At 62.4% G+C, this 20,920-nt stretch carries 19 protein-coding genes; 11 read left to right on the forward strand and 8 right to left on the reverse strand.

The genetic code is table 11. From position 1 onward, the window contains the following. The first annotated feature begins 59 nt into the window (after positions 1 to 59). Entirely contained in the window at positions 60 to 1,166 is a 1,107-nt protein-coding gene (locus HU766_RS24865; protein ID WP_033703174.1) for a GlxA family transcriptional regulator, read from the forward strand. 67 nt (positions 1,167 to 1,233) lie between these two features. On the opposite strand, the gene HU766_RS24870 is transcribed toward HU766_RS24865, so the two are convergent. Beyond that, complete coding sequence (locus HU766_RS24870; protein WP_033703173.1) at positions 1,234 to 1,491, reverse strand: hypothetical protein; 258 nt, start codon at positions 1,489 to 1,491, stop codon at positions 1,234 to 1,236. A gap of 348 nt (positions 1,492 to 1,839) precedes the next feature. Between HU766_RS24870 and HU766_RS24875 the strand changes: the two genes are divergently transcribed. Then, positions 1,840 to 3,435: a reprolysin-like metallopeptidase gene (locus tag HU766_RS24875; RefSeq protein WP_186661420.1), complete on the forward strand. Its 1,596-nt coding sequence runs from the start codon at positions 1,840 to 1,842 to the stop codon at positions 3,433 to 3,435. Between the two features lie 67 nt (positions 3,436 to 3,502). Here the strand turns inward: HU766_RS24875 and HU766_RS24880 are convergent, their stop codons facing one another. From HU766_RS24880 to choX, 4 genes are all read right to left on the reverse strand, one after another. After that, the gene (locus tag HU766_RS24880; protein ID WP_156311255.1) at positions 3,503 to 3,967 is read right to left on the reverse strand and encodes a thioesterase family protein; all 465 of its coding nucleotides are present in this window, start codon (positions 3,965 to 3,967) and stop codon (positions 3,503 to 3,505) included. Positions 3,968 to 3,977: 10 nt separating this feature from the next. Next, positions 3,978 to 4,943 (reverse strand): L-carnitine dehydrogenase, encoded by a 966-nt coding sequence (locus HU766_RS24885; protein ID WP_033703169.1) that lies wholly within the window; start codon positions 4,941 to 4,943, stop codon positions 3,978 to 3,980. A gap of 18 nt (positions 4,944 to 4,961) precedes the next feature. Then, positions 4,962 to 5,846, reverse strand: a complete 885-nt coding sequence (locus HU766_RS24890; protein ID WP_047582960.1) for a 3-keto-5-aminohexanoate cleavage protein — start codon at positions 5,844 to 5,846, stop codon at positions 4,962 to 4,964. A gap of 199 nt (positions 5,847 to 6,045) precedes the next feature. Next, complete coding sequence (choX, locus tag HU766_RS24895) at positions 6,046 to 6,990, reverse strand: choline ABC transporter substrate-binding protein (RefSeq protein ID WP_186661422.1); 945 nt, start codon at positions 6,988 to 6,990, stop codon at positions 6,046 to 6,048. Between the two features lie 146 nt (positions 6,991 to 7,136). Here choX and HU766_RS24900 point away from each other — a divergent pair, with 146 nt between their 5' ends. Beyond that, complete coding sequence (locus HU766_RS24900) at positions 7,137 to 8,081, forward strand: GlxA family transcriptional regulator (protein ID WP_186661424.1); 945 nt, start codon at positions 7,137 to 7,139, stop codon at positions 8,079 to 8,081. Between the two features lie 33 nt (positions 8,082 to 8,114). Here HU766_RS24900 and HU766_RS24905 read toward each other — a convergent pair whose 3' ends face one another. Continuing rightward, entirely contained in the window at positions 8,115 to 8,516 is a 402-nt protein-coding gene (locus HU766_RS24905; RefSeq protein ID WP_186661426.1) for a lysozyme inhibitor LprI family protein, read from the reverse strand. A gap of 296 nt (positions 8,517 to 8,812) precedes the next feature. Here HU766_RS24905 and HU766_RS24910 point away from each other — a divergent pair, with 296 nt between their 5' ends. From HU766_RS24910 to HU766_RS24940, 7 genes are all read left to right on the forward strand, one after another. Next, positions 8,813 to 9,790, forward strand: coding sequence for a dipeptidase (locus tag HU766_RS24910; protein ID WP_033703163.1), 978 nt, complete (start codon positions 8,813 to 8,815; stop codon positions 9,788 to 9,790). Positions 9,791 to 9,866: 76 nt separating this feature from the next. Further along, positions 9,867 to 10,397, forward strand: coding sequence for a DUF5943 domain-containing protein (locus tag HU766_RS24915; protein ID WP_033703161.1), 531 nt, complete (start codon positions 9,867 to 9,869; stop codon positions 10,395 to 10,397). Between the two features lie 15 nt (positions 10,398 to 10,412). Further along, positions 10,413 to 12,473 carry a dimethylglycine demethylation protein DgcA gene (dgcA, locus tag HU766_RS24920; protein WP_186661428.1) on the forward strand — a complete coding sequence of 687 codons (2,061 nt, stop codon included), beginning with the start codon at positions 10,413 to 10,415 and terminating at the stop codon, positions 12,471 to 12,473. Between the two features lie 209 nt (positions 12,474 to 12,682). Beyond that, entirely contained in the window at positions 12,683 to 14,635 is a 1,953-nt protein-coding gene (dgcB, locus tag HU766_RS24925; protein ID WP_186661439.1) for a dimethylglycine demethylation protein DgcB, read from the forward strand. Beyond that, on the forward strand, positions 14,635 to 15,867 hold the full coding sequence (locus tag HU766_RS24930) for an electron transfer flavoprotein subunit alpha/FixB family protein (protein WP_186661442.1): 1,233 nt from the start codon (positions 14,635 to 14,637) through the stop codon (positions 15,865 to 15,867). The genes dgcB and HU766_RS24930 overlap by 1 nt, the downstream gene beginning before the upstream one ends. 10 nt (positions 15,868 to 15,877) lie before the next feature. After that, complete coding sequence (locus HU766_RS24935; RefSeq protein ID WP_186661444.1) at positions 15,878 to 16,648, forward strand: electron transfer flavoprotein subunit beta; 771 nt, start codon at positions 15,878 to 15,880, stop codon at positions 16,646 to 16,648. A 577-nt stretch (positions 16,649 to 17,225) separates the two neighbouring features. Then, positions 17,226 to 18,062, forward strand: a complete 837-nt coding sequence (locus HU766_RS24940) for an RHS repeat-associated core domain-containing protein (protein ID WP_186661446.1) — start codon at positions 17,226 to 17,228, stop codon at positions 18,060 to 18,062. A gap of 8 nt (positions 18,063 to 18,070) precedes the next feature. Here the strand turns inward: HU766_RS24940 and gbcA are convergent, their stop codons facing one another. Beyond that, complete coding sequence (gene gbcA, locus HU766_RS24945; RefSeq protein ID WP_047582963.1) at positions 18,071 to 19,363, reverse strand: glycine-betaine demethylase subunit GbcA; 1,293 nt, start codon at positions 19,361 to 19,363, stop codon at positions 18,071 to 18,073. 295 nt (positions 19,364 to 19,658) lie between these two features. Between gbcA and gbcB the strand changes: the two genes are divergently transcribed. Continuing rightward, positions 19,659 to 20,759, forward strand: coding sequence for a glycine-betaine demethylase subunit GbcB (gbcB, locus tag HU766_RS24950; RefSeq protein WP_033703152.1), 1,101 nt, complete (start codon positions 19,659 to 19,661; stop codon positions 20,757 to 20,759). 79 nt (positions 20,760 to 20,838) lie between these two features. On the opposite strand, the gene HU766_RS24955 is transcribed toward gbcB, so the two are convergent. Continuing rightward, the coding region (locus HU766_RS24955; protein ID WP_186653653.1) for an IS3 family transposase at positions 20,839 to 20,920 on the reverse strand (82 nt) is incomplete at its 5' end.

Genomic DNA, 20,920 nt, shown 5'->3' on the forward strand with positions numbered 1-20,920 from the left:
TAACAAGAAATCAGTGTCCGCCTGAGGCACACCCTGCATTTGTGTGAGGAGAAATCGCGATGACGTCGTACACCTCCGGGACCCCAACCCAGAACCGCACAGCCCCCCAGTCCATCGGGTTTCTTCTACTGGACAACTTCACCCTCATTTCCCTGGCATCGGCCGTCGAGCCGCTGCGCATGGCCAACCAGCTTTCTGGCCGCGAGCTTTACCGCTGGCACACCCTGACCGTCGATGGCGGCCAGGTCTGGGCCAGCGATGGCCTGCAGATCACCCCCGATGCGGCCATGCACAGCGCACCGCCAATCGACACGGTGATCGTCTGCGGTGGCGTCGGCATTCAGCGCACCGTCACCCGTGAACACGTCACCTGGCTACAGGCGCAGGCCCGTCAGTCGCGTCGCCTGGGCGCCGTGTGCACCGGCAGTTGGGCACTGGCCTGCGCCGGGCTGCTCGACGGTTTCGATTGCAGCGTGCACTGGGAATGCCTGGCGGCCATGCAGGAGGCCTACCCGCGGGTGAACATGAGCACCCGTTTGTTCACCCTCGACCGTAACCGCTTCACCAGCTCTGGCGGCACCGCGCCGCTGGACATGATGCTGCACCTGATCAGCCGCGATCACGGCCGTGAGCTGTCGGCGGCGATTTCCGAGATGTTCGTCTACGAGCGCATTCGCAACGAGCAGGATCACCAGCGTGTGCCGCTCAAGCACATGCTCGGCACCAACCAGCCGAAGCTGCAGGAAATCGTCGCGCTGATGGAGGCCAACCTCGAAGAGCCGATCGACCTCGACGAATTGGCGGTGTATGTGGCGGTGTCGCGGCGCCAGCTCGAGCGGTTGTTCCAGAAGTACCTGCACTGCTCGCCGTCGCGCTACTACCTGAAGCTGCGCCTGATCCGCGCACGGCAGTTGCTCAAGCAGACGCCGATGTCGATCATCGAAGTGGCTTCGGTGTGCGGCTTTGTCTCCACGCCGCACTTCTCCAAGTGCTACCGCGAGTACTTTGGCATCCCGCCGCGTGATGAGCGCGTGGGCTCCAACACGGCCCAGCAGGTAGCGATGATGCCGATCCCGCAGGCCTTGACCTTGGCACCGCATAGCGGCCCGTTGGCGGCTTTGAGCCAGGCGCGCAACGAGTCGACGTTTGCCAGTGTAAGGCTCTGATACGGCACCGGCCCCTTCGCGTCGAATCGCCGCGAAGGGGCCGGTATAGACCCTGCAAAGTCAGGTTTCAGCCCCGGTTGTTGAAGCTCGCCAAGGCTGGCAATAGCTGTTTATCGATCGCCTGGCGCACCGCCGGCAGGATCGTCGCGCTCCCGGTATACATCTGCTCGACCATGCCCTTCAGCGCCCGTGCATTAGGCTCGGTCAAACCGCGCACCACCGCCTCGCAAGCCTGCTCGGCACTGGCCCCGGCGGGAATCTCGAAACCGCGCGCGCGCAAGTGGCCGGCGAGGTCGTCCTGATCAATCAAATCCGCATGCATCATGGCTGTTGTCCCTTTTATCGCTAAGAGAGTGCTGCTGTGATTTACGACCGATTCTGTGTCCCCTGCGACAGGGCCGCAACCACAGAATGTCGGCATGACTGCTTTGGCTAAGAACAGGTCGTTTACGGCTAAATCTCCCCGCCATGAAGTGCGCACACTCAAGCCATCTACCGCAACGGAGGGTTTGGTCACCCTCGCTCGTTCACAGTGGATGTTGCTCGCTCTTGGCCCCGGATGCTCACGGCTTTCCGGGGTTATTTTTTTCCAGCGACCTGACAAATTTGCTAGTTGTCGGGCCCGCCAAATACCCCCTAAATGTTGCCAACTCTCACGCATCGAGGTGGCGTCATGAACACAGGGTTTTGTGCAGCTTTGTTAATGGTGCTGAGTACTTCGTTATTGGCAGGCTGCGTTTCTTCTTCCGCTCCGATCACGACGCCCGAAACCCAGTCCCCTCTGTTGTTCGAAGTGGCCTCAGACGATCTGCAAACGCTCCAGAAGGCACCTGGCATCTATCCCTCTCTGGCCATGTTGCTGAACGACCCGTCTACTCAGCAAGTCCAAGCCATCAAGGTCAATGCTTCCTTGATATCCGCCCACACCAGGACGTTGCGCGTTCCGGTGGGCAACGACAAGACGATAGAGTTCACGTTGAGGCGTGCTGATCCGCCAGCCCCAGGTATGTCGGGTTGGGTAGGTGATGTGTCAACGCAACGCAGTCAGGCTGCCACTTCCAGCTCGGGTGTTGATTTTGACCCTTTCACCTGGATATCTCTGGTCCGTCAGGGTGATCAACTGGTCGGCACCTTGCATGTGGACGGGCAGCTGTATCGTTTGGAGTCTGTGGGGGCTGGGCATCATGTTTTGGTCAAGGTAGATGAGGCCAAATTGCCGCCTGAAACCGATGCTACTGCAAACTTGGATAATCGGGTTCTGGGTGAGTCCGTGGGCAAGCCGGCGCAATCAGCGCACAGCGTAATTCGTGTGCTTTTTTTCACCACCAATGAGCGCCGCAGGGTAACGCCCACCTACAGAGCGCAATTGGCGCAGGGCATGCAGAACGCAAATCAGGCGATGATCAATTCTCGGGTTCCGATTACCTTTGAAATTGCAGGCTTTATTGACCCCGATTACACCGAAGGCACTAAAACGGGGGGAGAGCAGTTTGCAGACTTCAGGACCGCCGGTCGTGAATTGAACCGACAGGTTGTGACCGCACGCGAACGCCTCCGTGCCGATTTGGTAAGTTTATATACGTCTTACGCCGGGACAGGTGGCGAAGTCGCCGGCGGCGGTTACTCTATCGTAGGTCACCCGCAGGTACTGGCTCATGAATTCGGTCACCATTTGGGGGCTGGGCATGGTTGGGGGGGCAACCCAGGCGCTGGCTACAATCATGGTTATGCTCATGACAATCCGAAATTTCATACGATCATGGTGACGACCTGGGGCGCAATTCCCTATTTTTCCAACCCCAGGCTTTATTACGACGGCGTGAGGATGGGGACGTTCGAACATCATGATGTCGCACGGGTTTTCAACGAGCGCAGAGAAGCGGTCGAGAATACCTATCCGCCGATGCCGGTCGTTGACGTTCAGGTAACCGTATTTGATAACTTTAATATGCAAGGTGACCGTTGCGCGTTCGCGTTACCTGCAGGGGTCCGTACCACGTTAATTGCGAACGCCTGTGGCTTGGCTTGGAATTACAAGGTTCGTTCGCTCAGCGTGCGCAACTTCACGCCGGGAAAGACCCTGCGGGTCGGTAACGCGTTCGCCTGGCATACCTATGTGAGTCACTATTATATAGGTGACTTCGATATTCGTTCACTCTCCAGGGATGGCCAGGAGGTCCCGGAGGGGATGGACATCGTGCCCTACCCTAATGACCTGCAGCGCAAAGTGACGCGGATTGAACTCCTGGAAGGCAGGGCTTCCAAGTGAGTCCACACGCGCCGTGTCCGGCAGGCCACACTTCAATCACGCCGCGACCTTCGCGGTAATAGCGCCCTTACAAGTGTATGGCTCTACCGACAAAATCAGCAGGGGGGGCATCGTGTTGTTGCCCTACCAGGGTATGTAGTGAAGCAATGCTGTTATCGCCAAAAGGGGCCGCTTTCGGCCCCGCCAGGTCCACATGCAACAGCATCTGCTCGCTGGCCGCCAACGCCTCGTCAAACCCCGCCCTGTGCAAGCTGTGGTACAGGTGCAGGCGCTTTTTATCGAAGCCGATGATCTGCGTCTGCACCCATACGTCGGTACCGAGCTTTACCTCATGCAGGTAATTGATGTGCGCTTCGAGGGTGAACAATGAATGCCCACTTTGGCCTCGCGCATCGGCGTCCAGGCCGATGTGCTCCATCAGCGCATCGGTGGCATAGCTGAAGATCAACAGGTAATAGGCATCGCGCAGGTGCCCGTTGTAATCGACCCAGTCCTCCTGGACTGGGGTGCGGTAGGTGATCAGTGCGGGCATTGCTTGCTCCTCAATCGCCAAAGGCCATGCCATGTGCGGCCTTGCTGGTCTTCACTGCCTCCAGCACTGCCAGCAGGGTGTCATCACGATAGCGCTCCAGCGCGGCGATGCTGCGCTCGCCTAACTGCTCCGAGGTACCGTCCACTACATCGTCGATCAGTTTGTCGGTCAGCTCCGGTGCCGGCAGGTAGGTCCACGGCAGTTGCAGGGCGGGGCCGAACTGGGCCATGAAGTGACGCATGCCGGCGTCGCCACCGGCCAGGGTGTAGGTCAGGAAGGTGCCCATGAACGACCAGCGCAGGCCGGCGCCAAAGCGGATGGCATCGTCGATCTCGCCGGTGGTCGCCACGCCGTCGTTGACCAGGTGCAGCGCCTCGCGCCACAGCGCTTCGAGCAGGCGGTCGGCGATAAAACCGGGCACTTCCTTGCGCACATGCAGCGGGCGCATGCCCAGGGCGGTGTAGATGGTTTTCGCCGCCTCGATCGCCTCTGGCGCGGTGTCGCGGCCACCGACGATTTCTACCAATGGCAGCAGGTACACCGGGTTGAACGGGTGGCCGACCACGCAACGTTCGGGGTGGGTCGAAGACTCATAGAATTCGCTGGGTAGCAGCCCCGAAGTACTGGAGCCGATGATCGCGTTCGGCTTGGCCGCCGCGCTGATCTTGGCGTGCAGGTCGAGCTTGAGGTCCAGGCGTTCTGGGGCGCTTTCCTGGATGAAATCGGCATCGCGCACGCACGCCTCGATGGTGCTGACGAACTTCAATCGATCTTGCGATGCACCCGGTGCCAGGCCTTGTTTTTCCAGCGCCGGCCAGGCGTTGGCGATGCGTTGGCGCAGGGCCTGTTCGGCGCCCGGTGCCGGGTCCCAGGCGACCACATCGAGCCCGTGGGCGAGGGCGCGGGCAACCCAGCCGCTGCCGATCACGCCACTGCCCAGGGCGGCGAAGGTGTTGATCTTGGTGATGAATGGCATATCGGTCTCCAGAGCGGATCAGCGGCGTTCGAGGTTCATTTTTGCCCGGCCCTCGGCCGGGGTCAGGACACGGGCGCCGAGGCGGGAGATGATCTCCACCGCGCGTTCGACCAGTTGGCCGTTGCTGGCCAGTACGCCGCGGTCCAGGTACAGGTTGTCTTCCAGCCCAACGCGCACGTTGCCGCCGAGCAGCACGGCCTGGGCCGCCATCGGCATCTGCATGCGGCCGATGCCGAAGCCGGCCCAAGTGACGTTGGCGGGCAGGTTGTCGACCATGGCCTTCATGGTCGTGGTGTCTGCCGGTGCGCCCCACGGGATGCCCAGGCACAGCTGGAACAACGGGTCTTCGAGCAGGCCTTCCTTGATCATCTGCTTGGCGAACCACAGGTGGCCGGTGTCGAAGATTTCCAGTTCGGCCTTCACGCCCAGTTCGGTAATGCGCTTGGCCCCAGCGCGCAGCTGCGCAGGGGTGGAAACATAAATGGAATTGCCATCGCCGAAGTTGAGCGTGCCGCAGTCGAGCGTGCAGATTTCCGGCAGCAGGGCTTCGACATGGGCCAGGCGTTCCAGCGGGCCGATCAGGTCGGTGCCAGGGCCAAATTCCATGGGCGATTCGCCCGGGCCGATTTCCAGGTCGCCGCCCATGCCGGCGGTGAGGTTGACGATGATGTCCACGTCGGCTTCGCGGATGCGTTCCATGACTTCGCGGTAGAGGTTCACGTCGCGGCTGAAGCGACCGGTTTGCGGGTCGCGGACGTGGCAGTGGACCACGGTGGCGCCGGCTTTTGCGGCTTCTACGGCGGACTCGGCGATCTGTTTGGGCGTGACCGGGACCAGGTGGCTTTTGGCGGCGGTGTCGCCGGCGCCGGTGAGGGCGCAGGTGATGATGACGTCGTGGTTCATGGCGGTTCCTTGTTATATCTGGGTAACAGGGTCTCTGTAGGAGCGGCCTTGTGTCGCGAAAGGGCTGCGTAGCAGCCCCAGGGTCTATGCGGCGCTGCAGAATCCTGGGGCCGCTTTGCGGCCCTTTCGCGACACAAGGCCGCTCCTACACCGACCGGTTTGACCTGTCAGTGGGGGCTATCGGCGAGAAAGGGCCGCATCAGTTGGCAGTAAGCTTGAGGTTGTCCGCCGCCGGCTTGCCGTCGAAGGTGGTCACACCCTCAAGCCAGCGGGCCTTGTCTTCAGGGTGGTCCTTGAGCCACTGGCGGGCCGACGCCAGTGCATCCTTGTGGTCGAGCAGCGGTTGCATCATGCGGCTCTCGTCCTCGGCGCTGAACGTCAGGTTGGCCAGCAGGCGGTGGGCGTTGGGGCAGCGCTCGGCGTAGTCCGGCGCGGTCACCGTCCACACCGTGGCCCGGCCTTCGTCAGGGCCGAGGGCGCCTTGGCTCTCACCCAGGTAGGCCATGTCGATATTCACGTTCATCGGGTGCGGCGCCCAGCCGAAAAACACCACCGCCTCCTTGCGCCGCACGGCGCGGTCGACCGCAGCGAGCATGCCGGCTTCGCTGGACTCGACCAGCTGGAACTTGCCCAGGCCGAACTGGTTCTTGGCGATCATCGCCTTGATCTGGGTATTGGCGCCCGAGCCCGGCTCGATGCCGTAGATTTTTCCACCCAGCTCCTTTTCGAACTTGTGGATGTCGGCGAAGTTCTTCAAACCCTTGTCGGCCAGGTATTTGGGCACTGCCAGGGTTGCCCGGGCATCTTCCAGGCTCGGCTTGTCGAGCACCTTCACCTGCTTGGCGTCGATGAACGGGGTGATGGTCTGGGTCATGATCGGGTTCCAGTAACCCAGGAACATATCCAGGCGTTTGTCGCGGATACCGGCAAAGATGATCTGCTGCGAAGCGCTGGTCTGCTTGGTCTGGTAACCCAGGCCGTCGAGCAGCACCTGGGCCATGGCGCTGGTGGCGATGACGTCGGTCCAGTTGACCACGCCCAGGCGCACGTTCTGGCAGGCGGCGGGCTCGGCGGCAAAAAGCGGGGTAGAGGCGATGCTGCTCACGGCAAGGGTCAACAGGCTGCGGCGGATCAAGCTGTGCATGGTGGCTCTCCATCGGCAGTGCATATTGTTATGGTGGGCGGCCTCTGCGGACCGTTTGCTTAAACTACGCCGCTGGCGGGGTGGAAAATCGCACCCTGGCGACCAACACTTGCACCCTGGCGACCACCTCTCTTGTGGAGCATTCAATGGCGGATACCATTCACTTCCTGCTGCTGCCGGGGTTCTCGGCGATGGGCTTCATCAGTGCCCTGGAGCCGCTGCGCGTGGCCAACCGCTTTCGCGGCCCGTTGTATCGCTGGTGCGTGCTCAGCCTGGACGGCAGGGCGGTGCAGGCCAGCAATGGGATGTCGGTGAACGCCGATGCGGCGCTGGGCGCTGGTGAGGCGGGCGCCATTGTGCTGATCGTCGCCGGTTTCGAGCCGTTGGCCTGCTTCGGCCCGCCACTGCAGCAGGCGCTACGCCGTCTGGATCACGAAGGGGTCATCCTTGGCGGTATCGATACCGGTGCGGTGGTGCTGGCCGAGGCCGGCCTGCTCGACGGCCACCGGGCCACGGTGCACTGGGAGGCGCTGGAAGCCTTCAAGGAGCGCTACCCGAGCCTGCAGGCGACCCAGGAGCTGTTCGAGATCGACCGGCGGCGTATCACCTGTGCCGGCGGCACTGCCTCGATCGACCTGATGCTCGACCTGATTGGGCAGGCACACGGCAGTGAGTTGGCGGTGCAGGTGTCGGAGCAGTTCGTGCTCGGGCGTATCCGCCCGCGACAGGACCACCAGCGCATGCAGATCGCCAGCCGTTATGGCATCAGCAACAAGAAGCTGGTGAAGGTGATCGGCGAGATGGAGCGCAACACCGAGCAGCCGCTCAATACCCAACTGCTGGCCGATGCCGTGCAGGTGACGCGGCGCCAGTTGGAGCGGCTGTTTCGCCTGCACCTGGATGACACGCCCAGTGGCTTTTACCTGCGCTTGCGGCTGGACAAGGCGCGGCAGCTGTTGCGCCAGACCGACATGAGCGTGCTGGAGGTGGGGGTGGCGTGCGGGTTCGAGTCGGCGTCGTACTTTACCCGCTGTTACCGCGCGCGGTACCAGCGCTGCCCGCGGGAGGATCGGTTGGCCCGGGTGGTTTGAGGGTTGTCATACCGGCCTTTTCGCGGGGCAGGTTTACTGCTGGCCAACGGACTGCAAATACTCCGACCGGTCATCACTGCGCTGCGCCACGCAGGTATTCCACGCTGCCTCGAACGCTTTGCTGCCAGGCTTTTCGGCATAGGTCTCGACCTTGCAATCAGCATCGCGCAGCTGCGCCCACAGCTTTTCTGCCGCCTCCATGCGCCCGACCAAGGCGGTGGCCTGGTCGGCTTCGTCGGCATACTGGTCGCGAATGCGCTGGGTCAGGTCATCGTAAGCCGACTTCAGCTCACGCTCGGCGGTCTGCTTGTTGAACGCCGCACACGCGTAGCTCTGCTGGTCGGTCTCGACGTTGTCGCAGGGGGTGCTCTCTTCCTCACCGGCCTGGGCGCCCGAAACGACGGCCAGCAGTACCAGCCATGCCATTGATTTCATCCTTTTCTCCTCAACAGGCTGACGAATCGCAGGGATTCTCGCTCAGCCGAAGGCGACGTGGTAGCTCCCTGACGAAATGTTCATGAAAGCCTCGAACATGTCGTTATCGAGACTGTCTCTCATCGCCAGACAGCGCCGCAGAGCGCCTGTTGTCGCGCATTGACGCTTTCGGCAAACCCCCTGTCGTTTTTGCATCGGGGCGCCTCGGGCCGCAGGCATATGCTGGCCCCAAAGCGCCGGCACATGCTTCAGGCGCGGACCACTCAAGAACCCAGTCAATAAAAGGGGACAGCCTGATGAGCCCAGCAGAACTTCACGCCGACAGCATCGTCATCGACGGTCTGATCATTGCCAAATGGAACCGCGAACTGTTCGAGGACATGCGCAAAGGCGGGCTGACTGCGGCCAACTGCACGGTGTCGGTCTGGGAAGGCTTCAAGGCCACTGTCGACCAGATCGCCGCCAGCCAGAAGCTGATCCGCGACAACGGTGACCTGGTCATGCCGGTGCGCACCACCGCCGACATCCGCAAGGCTAAAGAGCTTGGCAAGACCGGCATCCTCTTCGGCTTCCAGAACGCCCACGCGTTCGAAGACCAGATCGCCTACGTGGACGTGTTCAAGCAGCTGGGCGTGGGCATCGTGCAGATGTGCTACAACACCCAGAACCTGGTGGGTACCGGCTGCTACGAGCGTGACGGTGGCCTGTCGGGCTTCGGCCGCGAGATCGTCGCCGAGATGAACCGCGTCGGCATCATGTGCGACCTGTCCCACGTCGGCTCCAAGACCTCCGAAGAGGTCATCCTCGAATCGAAGAAGCCGGTCTGCTATTCCCATTGCCTGCCGTCGGGCCTGAAAGAACACCCGCGCAACAAGTCGGACGAAGAGCTGAAGTTCATCGCCGACCACGGCGGTTTCGTCGGCGTGACCATGTTTGCGCCGTTCCTGGCCAAGGGCATCGATTCGACCATCGACGACTACGCCGAAGCCATCGAATACACCATGAACATCGTCGGTGAAGACGCCATCGGCATCGGCACCGACTTCACCCAGGGCCACGGCCAGGACTTCTTCGAGTACCTGACCCACGACAAGGGCTATGCCCGTCGCCTGACCAATTTCGGCAAGATCATCAACCCGCTGGGCATTCGCACCGTCGGGGAGTTCCCCAACCTCACCGAGACCTTGCTCAAGCGCGGCCACTCCGAGCGTGTGGTGCGCAAGATCATGGGCGAGAACTGGGTAAACGTCCTCAAGGATGTCTGGGGCGAGTAAGCCGCTCTCCAAGCCTGAAAGCCCCTGCCAGCAACGCCGGGGCATCCCAATAAAAATTTTATGGAGTTGAGTTTCCATGGCCAAGATCGCCCCGCAATTGCCAATCGAAGTCGACACCGAGACCGGTGTATGGACCAGCGACGCCTTGCCGATGCTGTACGTGCCACGCCATTTCTTCGTCAACAACCACATCGGCATCGAGGAAGTGCTGGGCGCTGACGCCTATGCCGAGATCCTCTACAAGGCCGGCTACAAGTCCGCCTGGCACTGGTGCGAGAAAGAAGCGGAATGCCATGGCCTGGAAGGCGTGGCGGTGTTCGAGCACTACATGAAGCGGCTGTCCCAGCGTGGCTGGGGCCTGTTCGAGATCCAGGACATCGACCTGGACAAAGGCACCTGCAGCGTCAAGCTCAAGCACTCGGCGTTCGTGTACGTGTACGGCAAGGTTGGCCGCAAGGTCGACTACATGTTCACCGGCTGGTTCGCCGGCGCAATGGACCAGATTCTCGCTGCCCGCGGCAGCAAGATCCGCACCGTGGCCGAACAGGTCTACGGCGGGTCGGAAGAAGGCCACGAAGATGGCCTGTTCGTTACAAAGCCGTTGTAAGCCGGAGATAGCGTCATGGCATTCGAAGCAATGTTCCAGCCGATCCAGATCGGCAAACTGACCATCCGCAACCGCGTGCTCAGCACCGCGCACGCCGAGGTCTACGCCACTGACGGCGGCATGACGACCGACCGCTATGTGAAGTATTACGAAGAGAAGGCCAAGGGCGGCATCGGCCTGGCGATCTGCGGCGGCTCGTCCGTCGTCGCCATCGACAGCCCGCAGGAGTGGTGGGCGTCGGTCAACCTGTCGACCGACCGCATCATCCCGCACTTCCAGAACCTGGCCGACGCCATGCACAAGCATGGCGCCAAGATCATGATCCAGATTACCCACATGGGCCGTCGCTCGCGCTGGGACGGCTTCAACTGGCCCACCCTGATGTCGCCGTCGGGCATCCGTGAACCGGTGCACCGCGCCACCTGCAAGACCATCGAGGTGGAAGAGATCTGGCGCGTCATCGGCAACTACGCGCAGGCTGCGCGGCGTGCCAAAGAGGGCGGCCTGGACGGCGTCGAACTGTCGGCCGTGCACCAGCACATGATCGACCAGTTCTGGAGCCCGCGGGTCAACAAGCGTACTGACGAATGGGGCGGTACCTTCGAAGGCCGCATGAAATTCGGCCTTGAAGTGCTCAAGGCCGTGCGCGCCGAGGTCGGTGACGACTTCTGCGTGGGCATGCGCCTGTGTGGTGACGAGTTCCACCCCGATGGCCTCAGCCACGAGGACATGAAGCAGATCGCCGCCTACTACGATGGCACCGGCATGCTCGACTTCATCGGCGTGGTCGGCTCGGGTTGCGACACCCACAACACCCTGGCCAACGTCATCCCCAACATGAGCTACCCGCCGGAGCCGTTCCTGCACCTGGCGGCCGGCATCAAGGAAGTGGTCAAGGTCCCGGTGCTGCACGCGCAGAACATCAAGGACCCGAACCAGGCCACGCGCATCCTCGAAGGCGGCTACGTGGACATGGTCGGCATGACCCGTGCGCACATGGCCGACCCGCACCTGATCGCCAAGATCAAGATGGGCCAGATCGACCAGATCAAACAGTGCGTCGGTGCCAACTACTGCATCGACCGCCAGTACCAGGGCCTGGATGTACTGTGCATCCAGAACGCCGCGACCTCCCGCGAGTACATGGGTGTGCCGCACATCATCGAGAAGACCACCGGCGTCAAACGCAAGGTGGTGGTGGTTGGCGCCGGCCCGGCCGGCATGGAAGCCGCCCGCGTGGCTGCCGAGCGTGGCCATGATGTGACCCTGTTCGAGAAGAAAGACCAGATCGGCGGGCAGATCACCATTGCTGCCAAGGCACCGCAACGTGACCAGATCGCCGGTATCACCCGCTGGTACCAACTGGAGCTGGCGCGGCTGAAGGTCGACCTGCGCCTGGGCACCGCAGCCAGCGTGGACGCCATCCAGGACCTGCGCCCGGACGTGATCGTGCTGGCGGTGGGCGGCCATCCGTTCGTCGAGCAGAACGAACACTGGGGCGCTGCCGAAGGGCTGGTGGTCAGCAGCTGGGACGTGCTCGACGGCAATGTTGCGCCGGGCAAGAACGTGCTGGTGTACGACACCATCTGTGAGTTCACCGGCATGTCGGCGGCGGACTACATTGCCGACAAAGGCAGCCAGGTCGAGATCGTCACCGACGACATCAAGCCGGGTGTGGCCATGGGGGGTACGACCTTCCCGACCTACTACCGCAGCATGTACCCGAAAGAAGTGATCATGACCGGCGACATGATGCTGGAAAAGGTCTACCGCGAAGGCGACAAGCTGGTGGCGGTGCTGGAGAACGAGTACACCGGTGCCAAGGAAGAGCGCGTGGTCGACCAGGTAGTGATCGAGAACGGCGTGCGGCCTGATGAAGAACTGTACTACGCGCTGAAGGAAGGCTCGCGCAACAAGGGCCAGATCGATGTGGAGGCGCTGTTCGCCATCAAGCCGCAGCCGATCCTCAGCCAGCCGGGCGAGGGCTACCTGCTGTACCGCATCGGCGACTGCGTGGCCCAGCGCAACGTGCATGCGGCGATCTACGACGCCTTGCGCCTGTGCAAGGACTTCTGATCGAACCGCCTCTGTAGGGGCGGGACTGGCCCCCCTGTAGGAGCGGCCTTGCGTCGCGAAAGGGTCGCGTAGCGGCCCCGGCATTTAGCAGTGCTACACATTGCCGGGGCCGCTGCGCAGCCCTTTCGCGACGCAAGGCCGCTCCTACAGGGGTCCGCGCCCACCTTTTGAGAGGGGCGCAAGAATTCAGCTGTTTGTGGGAGCCTCCCATGTTGAACACCCTTCTACCCATTCTGCTGTTCGCTGCCCTTGGCCTGGCGGTGCTCGGCGCCCTGCGCCGTGTGCGCATGTGGCGGCGTGGCCGACCGTCCAAGGTCAATCTGATCGGCGGCCTGCTGGCCATGCCGCGACGCTACCTGGTGGACCTGCACCACGTGGTCGAGCGCGACAAGTACATGTCCAAGACCCACGTGGCCACGGCGGGCGGCTTCGTGCTGTCGGCTGCCTTGGCGATCCTGGTGCACGGCTTCGGCCTGCAGAGCAAGATCCTCGGCTACGCCTTGCTGGTGGCGACGGTGATCATGTTCACAGGCGCGTTGTTTGTCTTCAAACGCCGCCTCAACCCGCTTTCGCGCCTGTCCAAGGGCCCGTGGATGCGGCTGCCGAAAAGCCTGTTGGTGTTCGCCGCGAGCTTCTTCGTCGCCACCTTGCCGGTGGCCGGCATCCTGCCCGCCAACACCGGTGGCTGGGTGATGGTCGGCGTACTGGGCCTGGGTGTGCTGTGGGGCGTGTCGGAGCTGTTCTTCGGCATGACCTGGGGCGGCCCGATGAAACACGCCTTCGCCGGTGCCCTGCACCTGGCCTGGCACCGCCGTGCCGAGCGCTTCGGCGGCGGCCGCTCCACCGGCCTCAAGCCGCTGGACCTGGAAGACCCGAACGCACCGCTGGGTGTGGAAAAACCGGTGGACTTCACCTGGAACCAGCTGCTCGGTTTCGATGCCTGTGTGCAGTGCGGTAAATGTGAAGCCATGTGCCCGGCCTACGCCGCAGGCCAGCCGCTGAACCCGAAAAAACTCATCCAGGACATGGTCATCGGCCTGGCCGGTGGCACGGACGCCAAGTTTGCCGGTAGCCCTTACCCGGGCAAACCTATTGGCGAGCATGGCGGCCACCCGCACCAGCCGATCGTCAACGGCCTGGTCGACGCCGAGACCTTGTGGTCGTGCACTACCTGCCGCGCCTGCGTCGAGGAGTGCCCGATGATGATCGAGCACGTCGATGCCATCGTCGACATGCGCCGTCACCTCACCCTGGAAAAAGGCGCGACCCCGAACAAGGGCGCCGAGGTGCTGGACAACCTGATCGCCACCGACAACCCTGGCGGCTTCGCCCCTGGCGGGCGGATGAACTGGGCGGCCGACCTCAACCTGAAACTGCTGTCGGAGGTGAACACCACCGAGGTGCTGTTCTGGGTTGGTGATGGTGCCTTCGACATGCGCAACCAGCGCACCCTGCGCGCCTTCGTCAAAGTGCTCAAGGCCTCGGGCGTGGACTTTGCCGTGCTCGGCCTGGAAGAACGCGACAGCGGTGACGTGGCGCGGCGCCTGGGCGATGAAGCGACCTTCCAGCAACTGGCCAAACGCAACATCCAGACCCTGGCCAAGTACCGCTTCCAGCGCATCGTCACCTGCGACCCGCACAGCTTCCATGTGCTGAAGAACGAGTACGGTGCCTTGGGCGGCGAGTACCAGGTGCAGCACCACAGCACCTACATCGCCGAACTGATCGCGGCCAACAAGCTCAACCTCGGCCAGCACAAGGGCGGCAGCGTGACCTATCACGACCCGTGCTACCTGGGCCGTTACAACGGCGAATACGAGGCGCCGCGCGATGTGCTCAAGGCGCTTGGCATCGAAGTGCGCGAGATGCAGCGGTCGGGCTTCCGTTCCCGTTGCTGCGGCGGTGGCGGCGGTGCGCCGATCACCGACATCCCGGGCAAGCAACGTATCCCCGACATGCGCATGGACGACATCCGTGAGACCGAGGCCGAGCTGGTGGCAGTCGGTTGCCCACAGTGCACCGCGATGCTCGAAGGTGTGGTCGAACCGCGCCCACAGATCAAGGACCTGGCCGAGTTGGTAGCGGATGTACTGATCGAAGACGAAGCCCCTGCGAACGCCAAGTCGCCAGCGGCCAAACGTGAACCTGCGGAGGTGCACTGATGAGCGACATCATCCGCCGCGACCCACGCGCCGAGTGGATCGCCCGTAACCGTCTGCATCCGCTGCACGCGGCGATGCAGACGCAACAAACCACTTGGATGGGGCCAAACGGTGTCATCCGCAAGAACCCCCACGCGATTGCCGCAGGCTTTATCGGCCCCGCTGGCATCAAGCGTATCGACCGCAGCGGCGCCCAGCAGGGCACCGGTGTGGGCGGGCGGCGCACGGCGGCGGCTGAAGTGAAACTGCCGCTGCACCAGGTGCCGGCGCCGGCGTACTACATCGCCGTGGTGCCGGACATGGTCGGCGGCCGCCTCGGCAGCCACGACCGCGACTTGCTCGGCCTGGCCCACAGCCTGGCAGGCAGCGACGGCGCGGTGCTGGCGATCGTGTTTGGCGAGCACAAGGAAAGCAACTTCGCCAACGCCGGTGTCGACCGCTTGCTGGTCATCGAGGGCGAAGCTTTCGAAGGCTACGCGCCAGAACAACTGGTGCAAGGCTTGCGGGCTGTGGATAACCAGTTCACACCGCGTCACTGGCTGCTGCCCGACAGCCGCACCGATGGCGGTGAGCTGGGCAGGCGCCTGGGCGCTGCACTGGGCGAGCGCCCGGCGACGCGGGTGTGGCAGGTCAAGGATGGCCAGTGCATCGGCCGCGCCGGTGCCGGCCAGCAAGACCTGCAGCGTGCAGTGCCGCGCTTGATCCTGGCGGCGGCGGAATGTGCCGAGCCGGTCAGCGAAACCCGTCACGAAGCGCTGCCGGTGGAGTTGTCCACAGGCGTGGTGCGCAGCCTGTCGCGTATCGAGGACCTGGGCTCGGTGGCGGTCGACCCGGCCACCATCGCCATGGCCGAGGCGGAGTTCATCGTTTCGGGCGGCAACGGCGTCAAGGACTGGGACCTGTACCACAAGGCCACGGCGGCACTCGGCGCCACCGAAGGCGCCTCGCGGGTGGCGGTGGACGACGGCTTCATGCCGCGCAACCGCCAGGTGGGGGCTACCGGTACCTGGGTCACGGCGCGGGTTTATGTGGCGGTGGGTATCTCTGGCGCCATCCAGCACCTGCAGGGTATCGGCGCCTGCGACAAAGTGGTGGCGATCAACATGGACCCGGGCTGCGACATGATCAAACGGGCCGATCTGTCGGTGATTGGCGACAGTTCGGCAATTCTCCAGGCACTGGTCGAGGCTGTGGACAACTACCGCAGCGGCGGCCAGCGCGACGCGGCATAAGGGCACGAGCATGAGTACGAAAGTCATCAGCCTGGTTTCGATCGGTGCCCACCCAAGCTCCGGGCGCGCCCGCCGCGCCGAGCAGGACGCGCGTGCAGTGGAGCTGGGTCTGCAGCTGGCTGGGGATAACTTGCAGGTGGTACATGCCGGCGACCCTCGTGAAGAGGCGCTGCGCGCCTACCTGGGCATGGGCCTGGAGCACCTGGACGTGCTGGAACAGCCAGCGGGTGCGGATGTATTGGGCGTGCTCGGCGACTATTTACGTGATGCTGGCGCGCAGCTGGTACTGACTGGCAGCCAGGCGGAAACCGGTGAAGGGTCGGGCATGCTGCCGTTTCTGCTGGCCGAGAAGCTGGGCTGGCCGTTGATCGTCGGCCTGGCAGAGGTGGAGTCCATCGAAAACGGCACCGCCCAGGTACTGCAAGCGCTACCACGGGGCCAGCGGCGTCGCCTCAAGGTGCGCCTGCCATTGCTGGCGACTGTGGATAACGCAGCGCCAAAGCCGCGCCAGAGTGCCTTCGGCCCGGCGCGGCGGGGTGTGCTGGCGGCGCGTGACGTGGCCATTGTCGAAGACGAGCTGCTGGGCGAGGCTGAGCTGCAACCTGCCCGCCCACGGCCCAAGCGCCTGAAGGTGATCAAGGCCAAGAGCGGTGCCGACCGGATGAAGGCGGCCACGGCCAAGGCCAGCGGCGGCGGGGGCAAGGTGCTCAAGGATGTATCGCCGCAAGAAGGCGCCGAGGCAATCCTCAAGCTGCTGGTTGAGGAAGGCGTTCTACGCTGACGTGCATTTAATCTCATTGATTCAGCAGGGACCCTGTGGGAGTGGCGCGCCCACAGGCCCTTCAAGGCTGTAGCTCGGCAACATTGAATGCCCATAAGGCCAGTCCATCGATTATGGGTTCAAAGCTTACCCGCTCCCCCTCCAGTAGCCGCGCCCTGCCAGGTGGGCCGCGTTTTACCCCCGGAATCTGTTCGCCAAGGTGTGGATAAAGTGTTCGTGCTTCGCTGCAGCGCAATGGCTTCAGGCCTTGCAGCGATACGTACAAATAATGATCAATTTCAGCAAATGCTTTCAGAAATACCGCAATTCAAGGGGTTGGTGTAGTTATCCACAGGGCGTTTAAGCGAATGGGTGGACTTGCTCACAAAGTCTGTTGGCGAACCTGTGGGCAAGTTGTTCGGGAAGTGCTGCAGCCCAGGCCTGCCAAGGCTTGCAGAGTTTTGATCAAAAATTGATCTGACGAGGTAGGCGCCTGGCCTGTGGAAAACCATTGCCCTGCAACTGACATTTTTGCCAGTTACCGCTACAGGTACCCTTTGCTAACGTACTGGCAGGTAATGGCCTGGGGAGAGTAGCAATGGCGGGTACCACACTGCTGGCAATCGACCGCCAGCGCTCGGTGCTGCGAGGGCAGGCTACCCCGCATCGACGCTATACGCCCTACGCTGGGTTCCAACCCGATGCTGGACCTTGGCTGGCATTCTCTGATGCGCACCTCGATCAAGCCAGTGGCTGCTACCTGCTGGGCAATGGGCATCGTGCCTATAGCCCGCAACTGATGCGCTTTCGCTCGCCAGATCGGCTCAGCCCGTTCGCTGCGGGTGGGTTCAACGCATATGCATACTGCCTCGGTGACCCGATCAACTACCGCGATCCGACAGGGCAGGAAGCCAGTGAGTACCTGTTTCCTATCCTCAGCATTCTTACCAACTTAACGGGTTTCTTCACCAGTGGTCTGAAGCTTCGATCAATGTGGCGAACACGTCAGGCGCATCGAGGCATGGCCCTACAAGCAGCCGCTGTCAACGACACGGTAGGGCTCTTGCCTGTCTCATCGCGAAGTGATTGGGCGCTTTCGGTGGTCAGTGGCGCCAGTGCCGTTGCAGGGATCGCAGTGGGGATCAGTCGCCTGGTAGATCCAGGAAAAGATTGGCAGACATGGGCATTGTCAACCCTTACCGTGATTTCCCTGGGAACGTCGGTAAAGGAGGTTTGGGACCTCGCTCAGGCGAAACCATGGCTGCAGGGTACCCCTGAGATCACCAGGGCGGTTAGCTTACGGTCGCTCAGCGCCGCTACTCAGCACCCTCCGCCTGCCGAATCGATAAATAGCATACGACAAGACGAAATACGCAATACGCAATACGCAACACGCAGCGAGCAAGCTAGTGGGGTCACCACTAGCCGCATGTGAACGGATACTTACTGCGCCTGCACTTCCTTCAAGTACGGCGCAGGCTCCGCCCCCAGGTTCTCCAGCACGCGCTGGCTGTACCAGTCGATGAAGTTCACCACGCCAAATTCATAGGTCTTCGAATAAGGCCCTGGCTGGTATGCCGTGGAGTTGATCCCGCGCTGGTTCTCTTCGGCCAGGCGGCGGTCTTGGTCGTTGGTCGCGTCCCACACCTTGCGCATGCGCTCCGGGTCGTAATCGACGCCTTCGACGGCATCCTTGTGCACCAGCCACTTGGTGGTGACCAGGGTCTCCTGGGCGCTGATCGGCCACACGGTGAAGACGATCAGGTGGTCGCCCATGCAGTGGTTCCACGAGTGCGGCAGGTGCAGGATGCGCATCGAACCCAGGTCCGGGTTCTTGATGCGGCCCATCAGCTTCTGGCAGGCCTGCTTGCCGTCCATGGTCATCGACACGGTGCCCTTGAGCAGCGGCATGCGCACGATGCGGTTACGCAGCCCGTGGCTCTTGTGCAGGTACGGGATCTTCTCGGCTTCCCAGGCGGCGGCAGAGGCGGCCACGTGGTCCTTGAATTCCTGGCTGGCGCGTGGGTCGTTGGTGTCGTCCCACTCCAGCAGGGTTTGCAGCAGCTCTGGGTGCGAACCGCTGCAGTGGTAGCACTCGCGGTTGTTTTCCAGTACCAGCTTCCAGTTGGCCTTTTCCAGCAACTGGGTCTGCACCGCGATCTTGGTGTTCTCCATGTCGTACGGTTCCATGTAATGGTCCAAAGTGGCCAGGAACTCGTCGATGGCTGGCGGGTTTTCCGCCAGGCTGATGAAGATGTAACCACCCGCAACCTTCACGTTCACCGGCTTGAGGCCGTATTCCTTCATGTCGAAGTCGGCGCCCATCTCGGTGCCGGCGAACAGCAGGCGACCGTCCAGCTCGTAGGTCCACTGGTGGTAATGGCAGACCAGCTTGGCCACCTTGCCCTTGTCGCTGGTGCACAGGCGCGAACCGCGATGGCGGCAGACGTTGTGGAAGGCATGCACCTTACCTTCGGCGCCACGGATGACGATGATCGGGTTCTTGCCGATCTGCAGGGTAATGAAGTTGCCTTTGGCCGGAATCTCGCAAGTCATGCCAGCGATCAGCCACTCTTTGTGGAAGATCTCCTGCATGTCGATCTGGAACAGACGCTCGTCGGTGTAGAAAGGCTGGGGCAGCGAGTAGGTTCGCTCGCGGGTCTGCAGCATCTCGGCGGTAGCCTTGCGTGCTGCTTCCAGTGGATCGCCCAGGCTCAGGGTTGCGGTGACGTCCATCGTGTGGTCCTCGGGGCCGCGTGCGGCCGGCAAAAGGTGGCTAATCATTGTTGTGGTGCCGCAAGGCTGTCGTAAAAAAAACAGCGTGTTCTTTTGCCGTGGAGTGTGCGTCCGAAGGCGTCGTGAACCGTATCCATGGGCGACATGGCCGATTTGAATTACGACGCCCTAGCCCTTGTAGCATGGGGCTGGTCGCGATAAGTACGCCGATGTCGCAGGCAGGAATGTACGTCGCCTTCAGCTTGCGCATTATCGCAGCCATAAAAAGGCCAATTGTCGGCTGCTGGAGATGAACATGTCCGATACCTTCCTCAATCCGGTCACCACCCAGACCTGGGCCAACGGCCGCCACATCGTGCGCTGCGTCAAGGTCATCCAGGAGACCTGGGACGTGCGCACGTTCTGCTTCATGGCCGACCAACCGATCATGTTCTTCTTCAAGCCAGGGCAGTTCGTCACCCTGGAACTTGAGATCGAAGGCAAACCGGTGATGCGTTCCTACACCATCTCCAGTTCGCCGTCGGTGCCGTACAGCTTCTCGATCACGGTCAAGCGGGTGCCAGGCGGGCATGTCTCCAACCACCTGCACGACACCATGCACGAAGGCGCAGAGCTGCCGGTGCACGGCCCGGTGGGGTTGTTCAACGCCATCGACTTCCCGTCGGGCAAGGTGCTGTACCTCTCGGGCGGTGTGGGTATCACCCCGGTGATGTCCATGGCGCGCTGGTTCTACGACACCAACGCCAATGTCGACATGGTCTTCGTGCACAGCGCCCGTTCGCCGAAAGACATCATCTTCCACCGCGAGCTGGAGCAGATGGCCTCGCGCATCCCCAACTTCAGCTTGCACATCATTTGCGAGAAGCACGGGCTGGGCGAGCCCTGGGCGGGTTACCGCGGGTATCTGAACCAGCGGCTGATGGAGCTGATCGCGCCCGACTACATGGAGCGCACGGTGTTCTGCTGCGGTCCGACGCCGTACATGAGCGCGGTCAAGCGCATGCTTGAAGCCGTCGGCTTCGACATGAAGAACTACCATGAGGAGTCGTTCGGCGCGACGCCGGCAGAGGCCAAGGCCGATGCAGTGGAGCACGCCGAGCAGGCCGCCGACGCGCCGGAAGTGGATGTCTCCGACCTTAACCTGGTGGAGTTCATCGGCAGCGAGAAGAGCATCCGCGTTGCCCCGGGCGAGACCGTGCATGCGGCAGCGGCGAAGGTCGGGCTGATGATCCCCAAGGCCTGCGGCATGGGCATTTGCGGCACCTGCAAGGTGCTCAAGCTGGGCGGCGAAGTGGAGATGGAGCACAACGGCGGTATTACTGAAGAAGACGAGGCCGAGGGCTACATCCTGTCGTGCTGCAGCGTGCCTAAAGGAGATGTGCGGATCGATTACTGATCCAGCTTCAAGAGTGTGGATTCTTCACAGCTAAACCCGCTCCCACAGGCCTGGACTGCCCCCAAAAAGTTGGACAGTTCTATGCTGCCGCCTGGGTCCTGTACTCGACAGGGCTCAGGCCATTGAGCCTCAGCTTGATGCGGTCATGGTTGTAGTAGTGG

This window comes from Pseudomonas sp. SWRI77, from assembly GCF_014269105.1.
In the GTDB taxonomy this organism is placed as follows: domain Bacteria; phylum Pseudomonadota; class Gammaproteobacteria; order Pseudomonadales; family Pseudomonadaceae; genus Aquipseudomonas; species Aquipseudomonas capeferrum.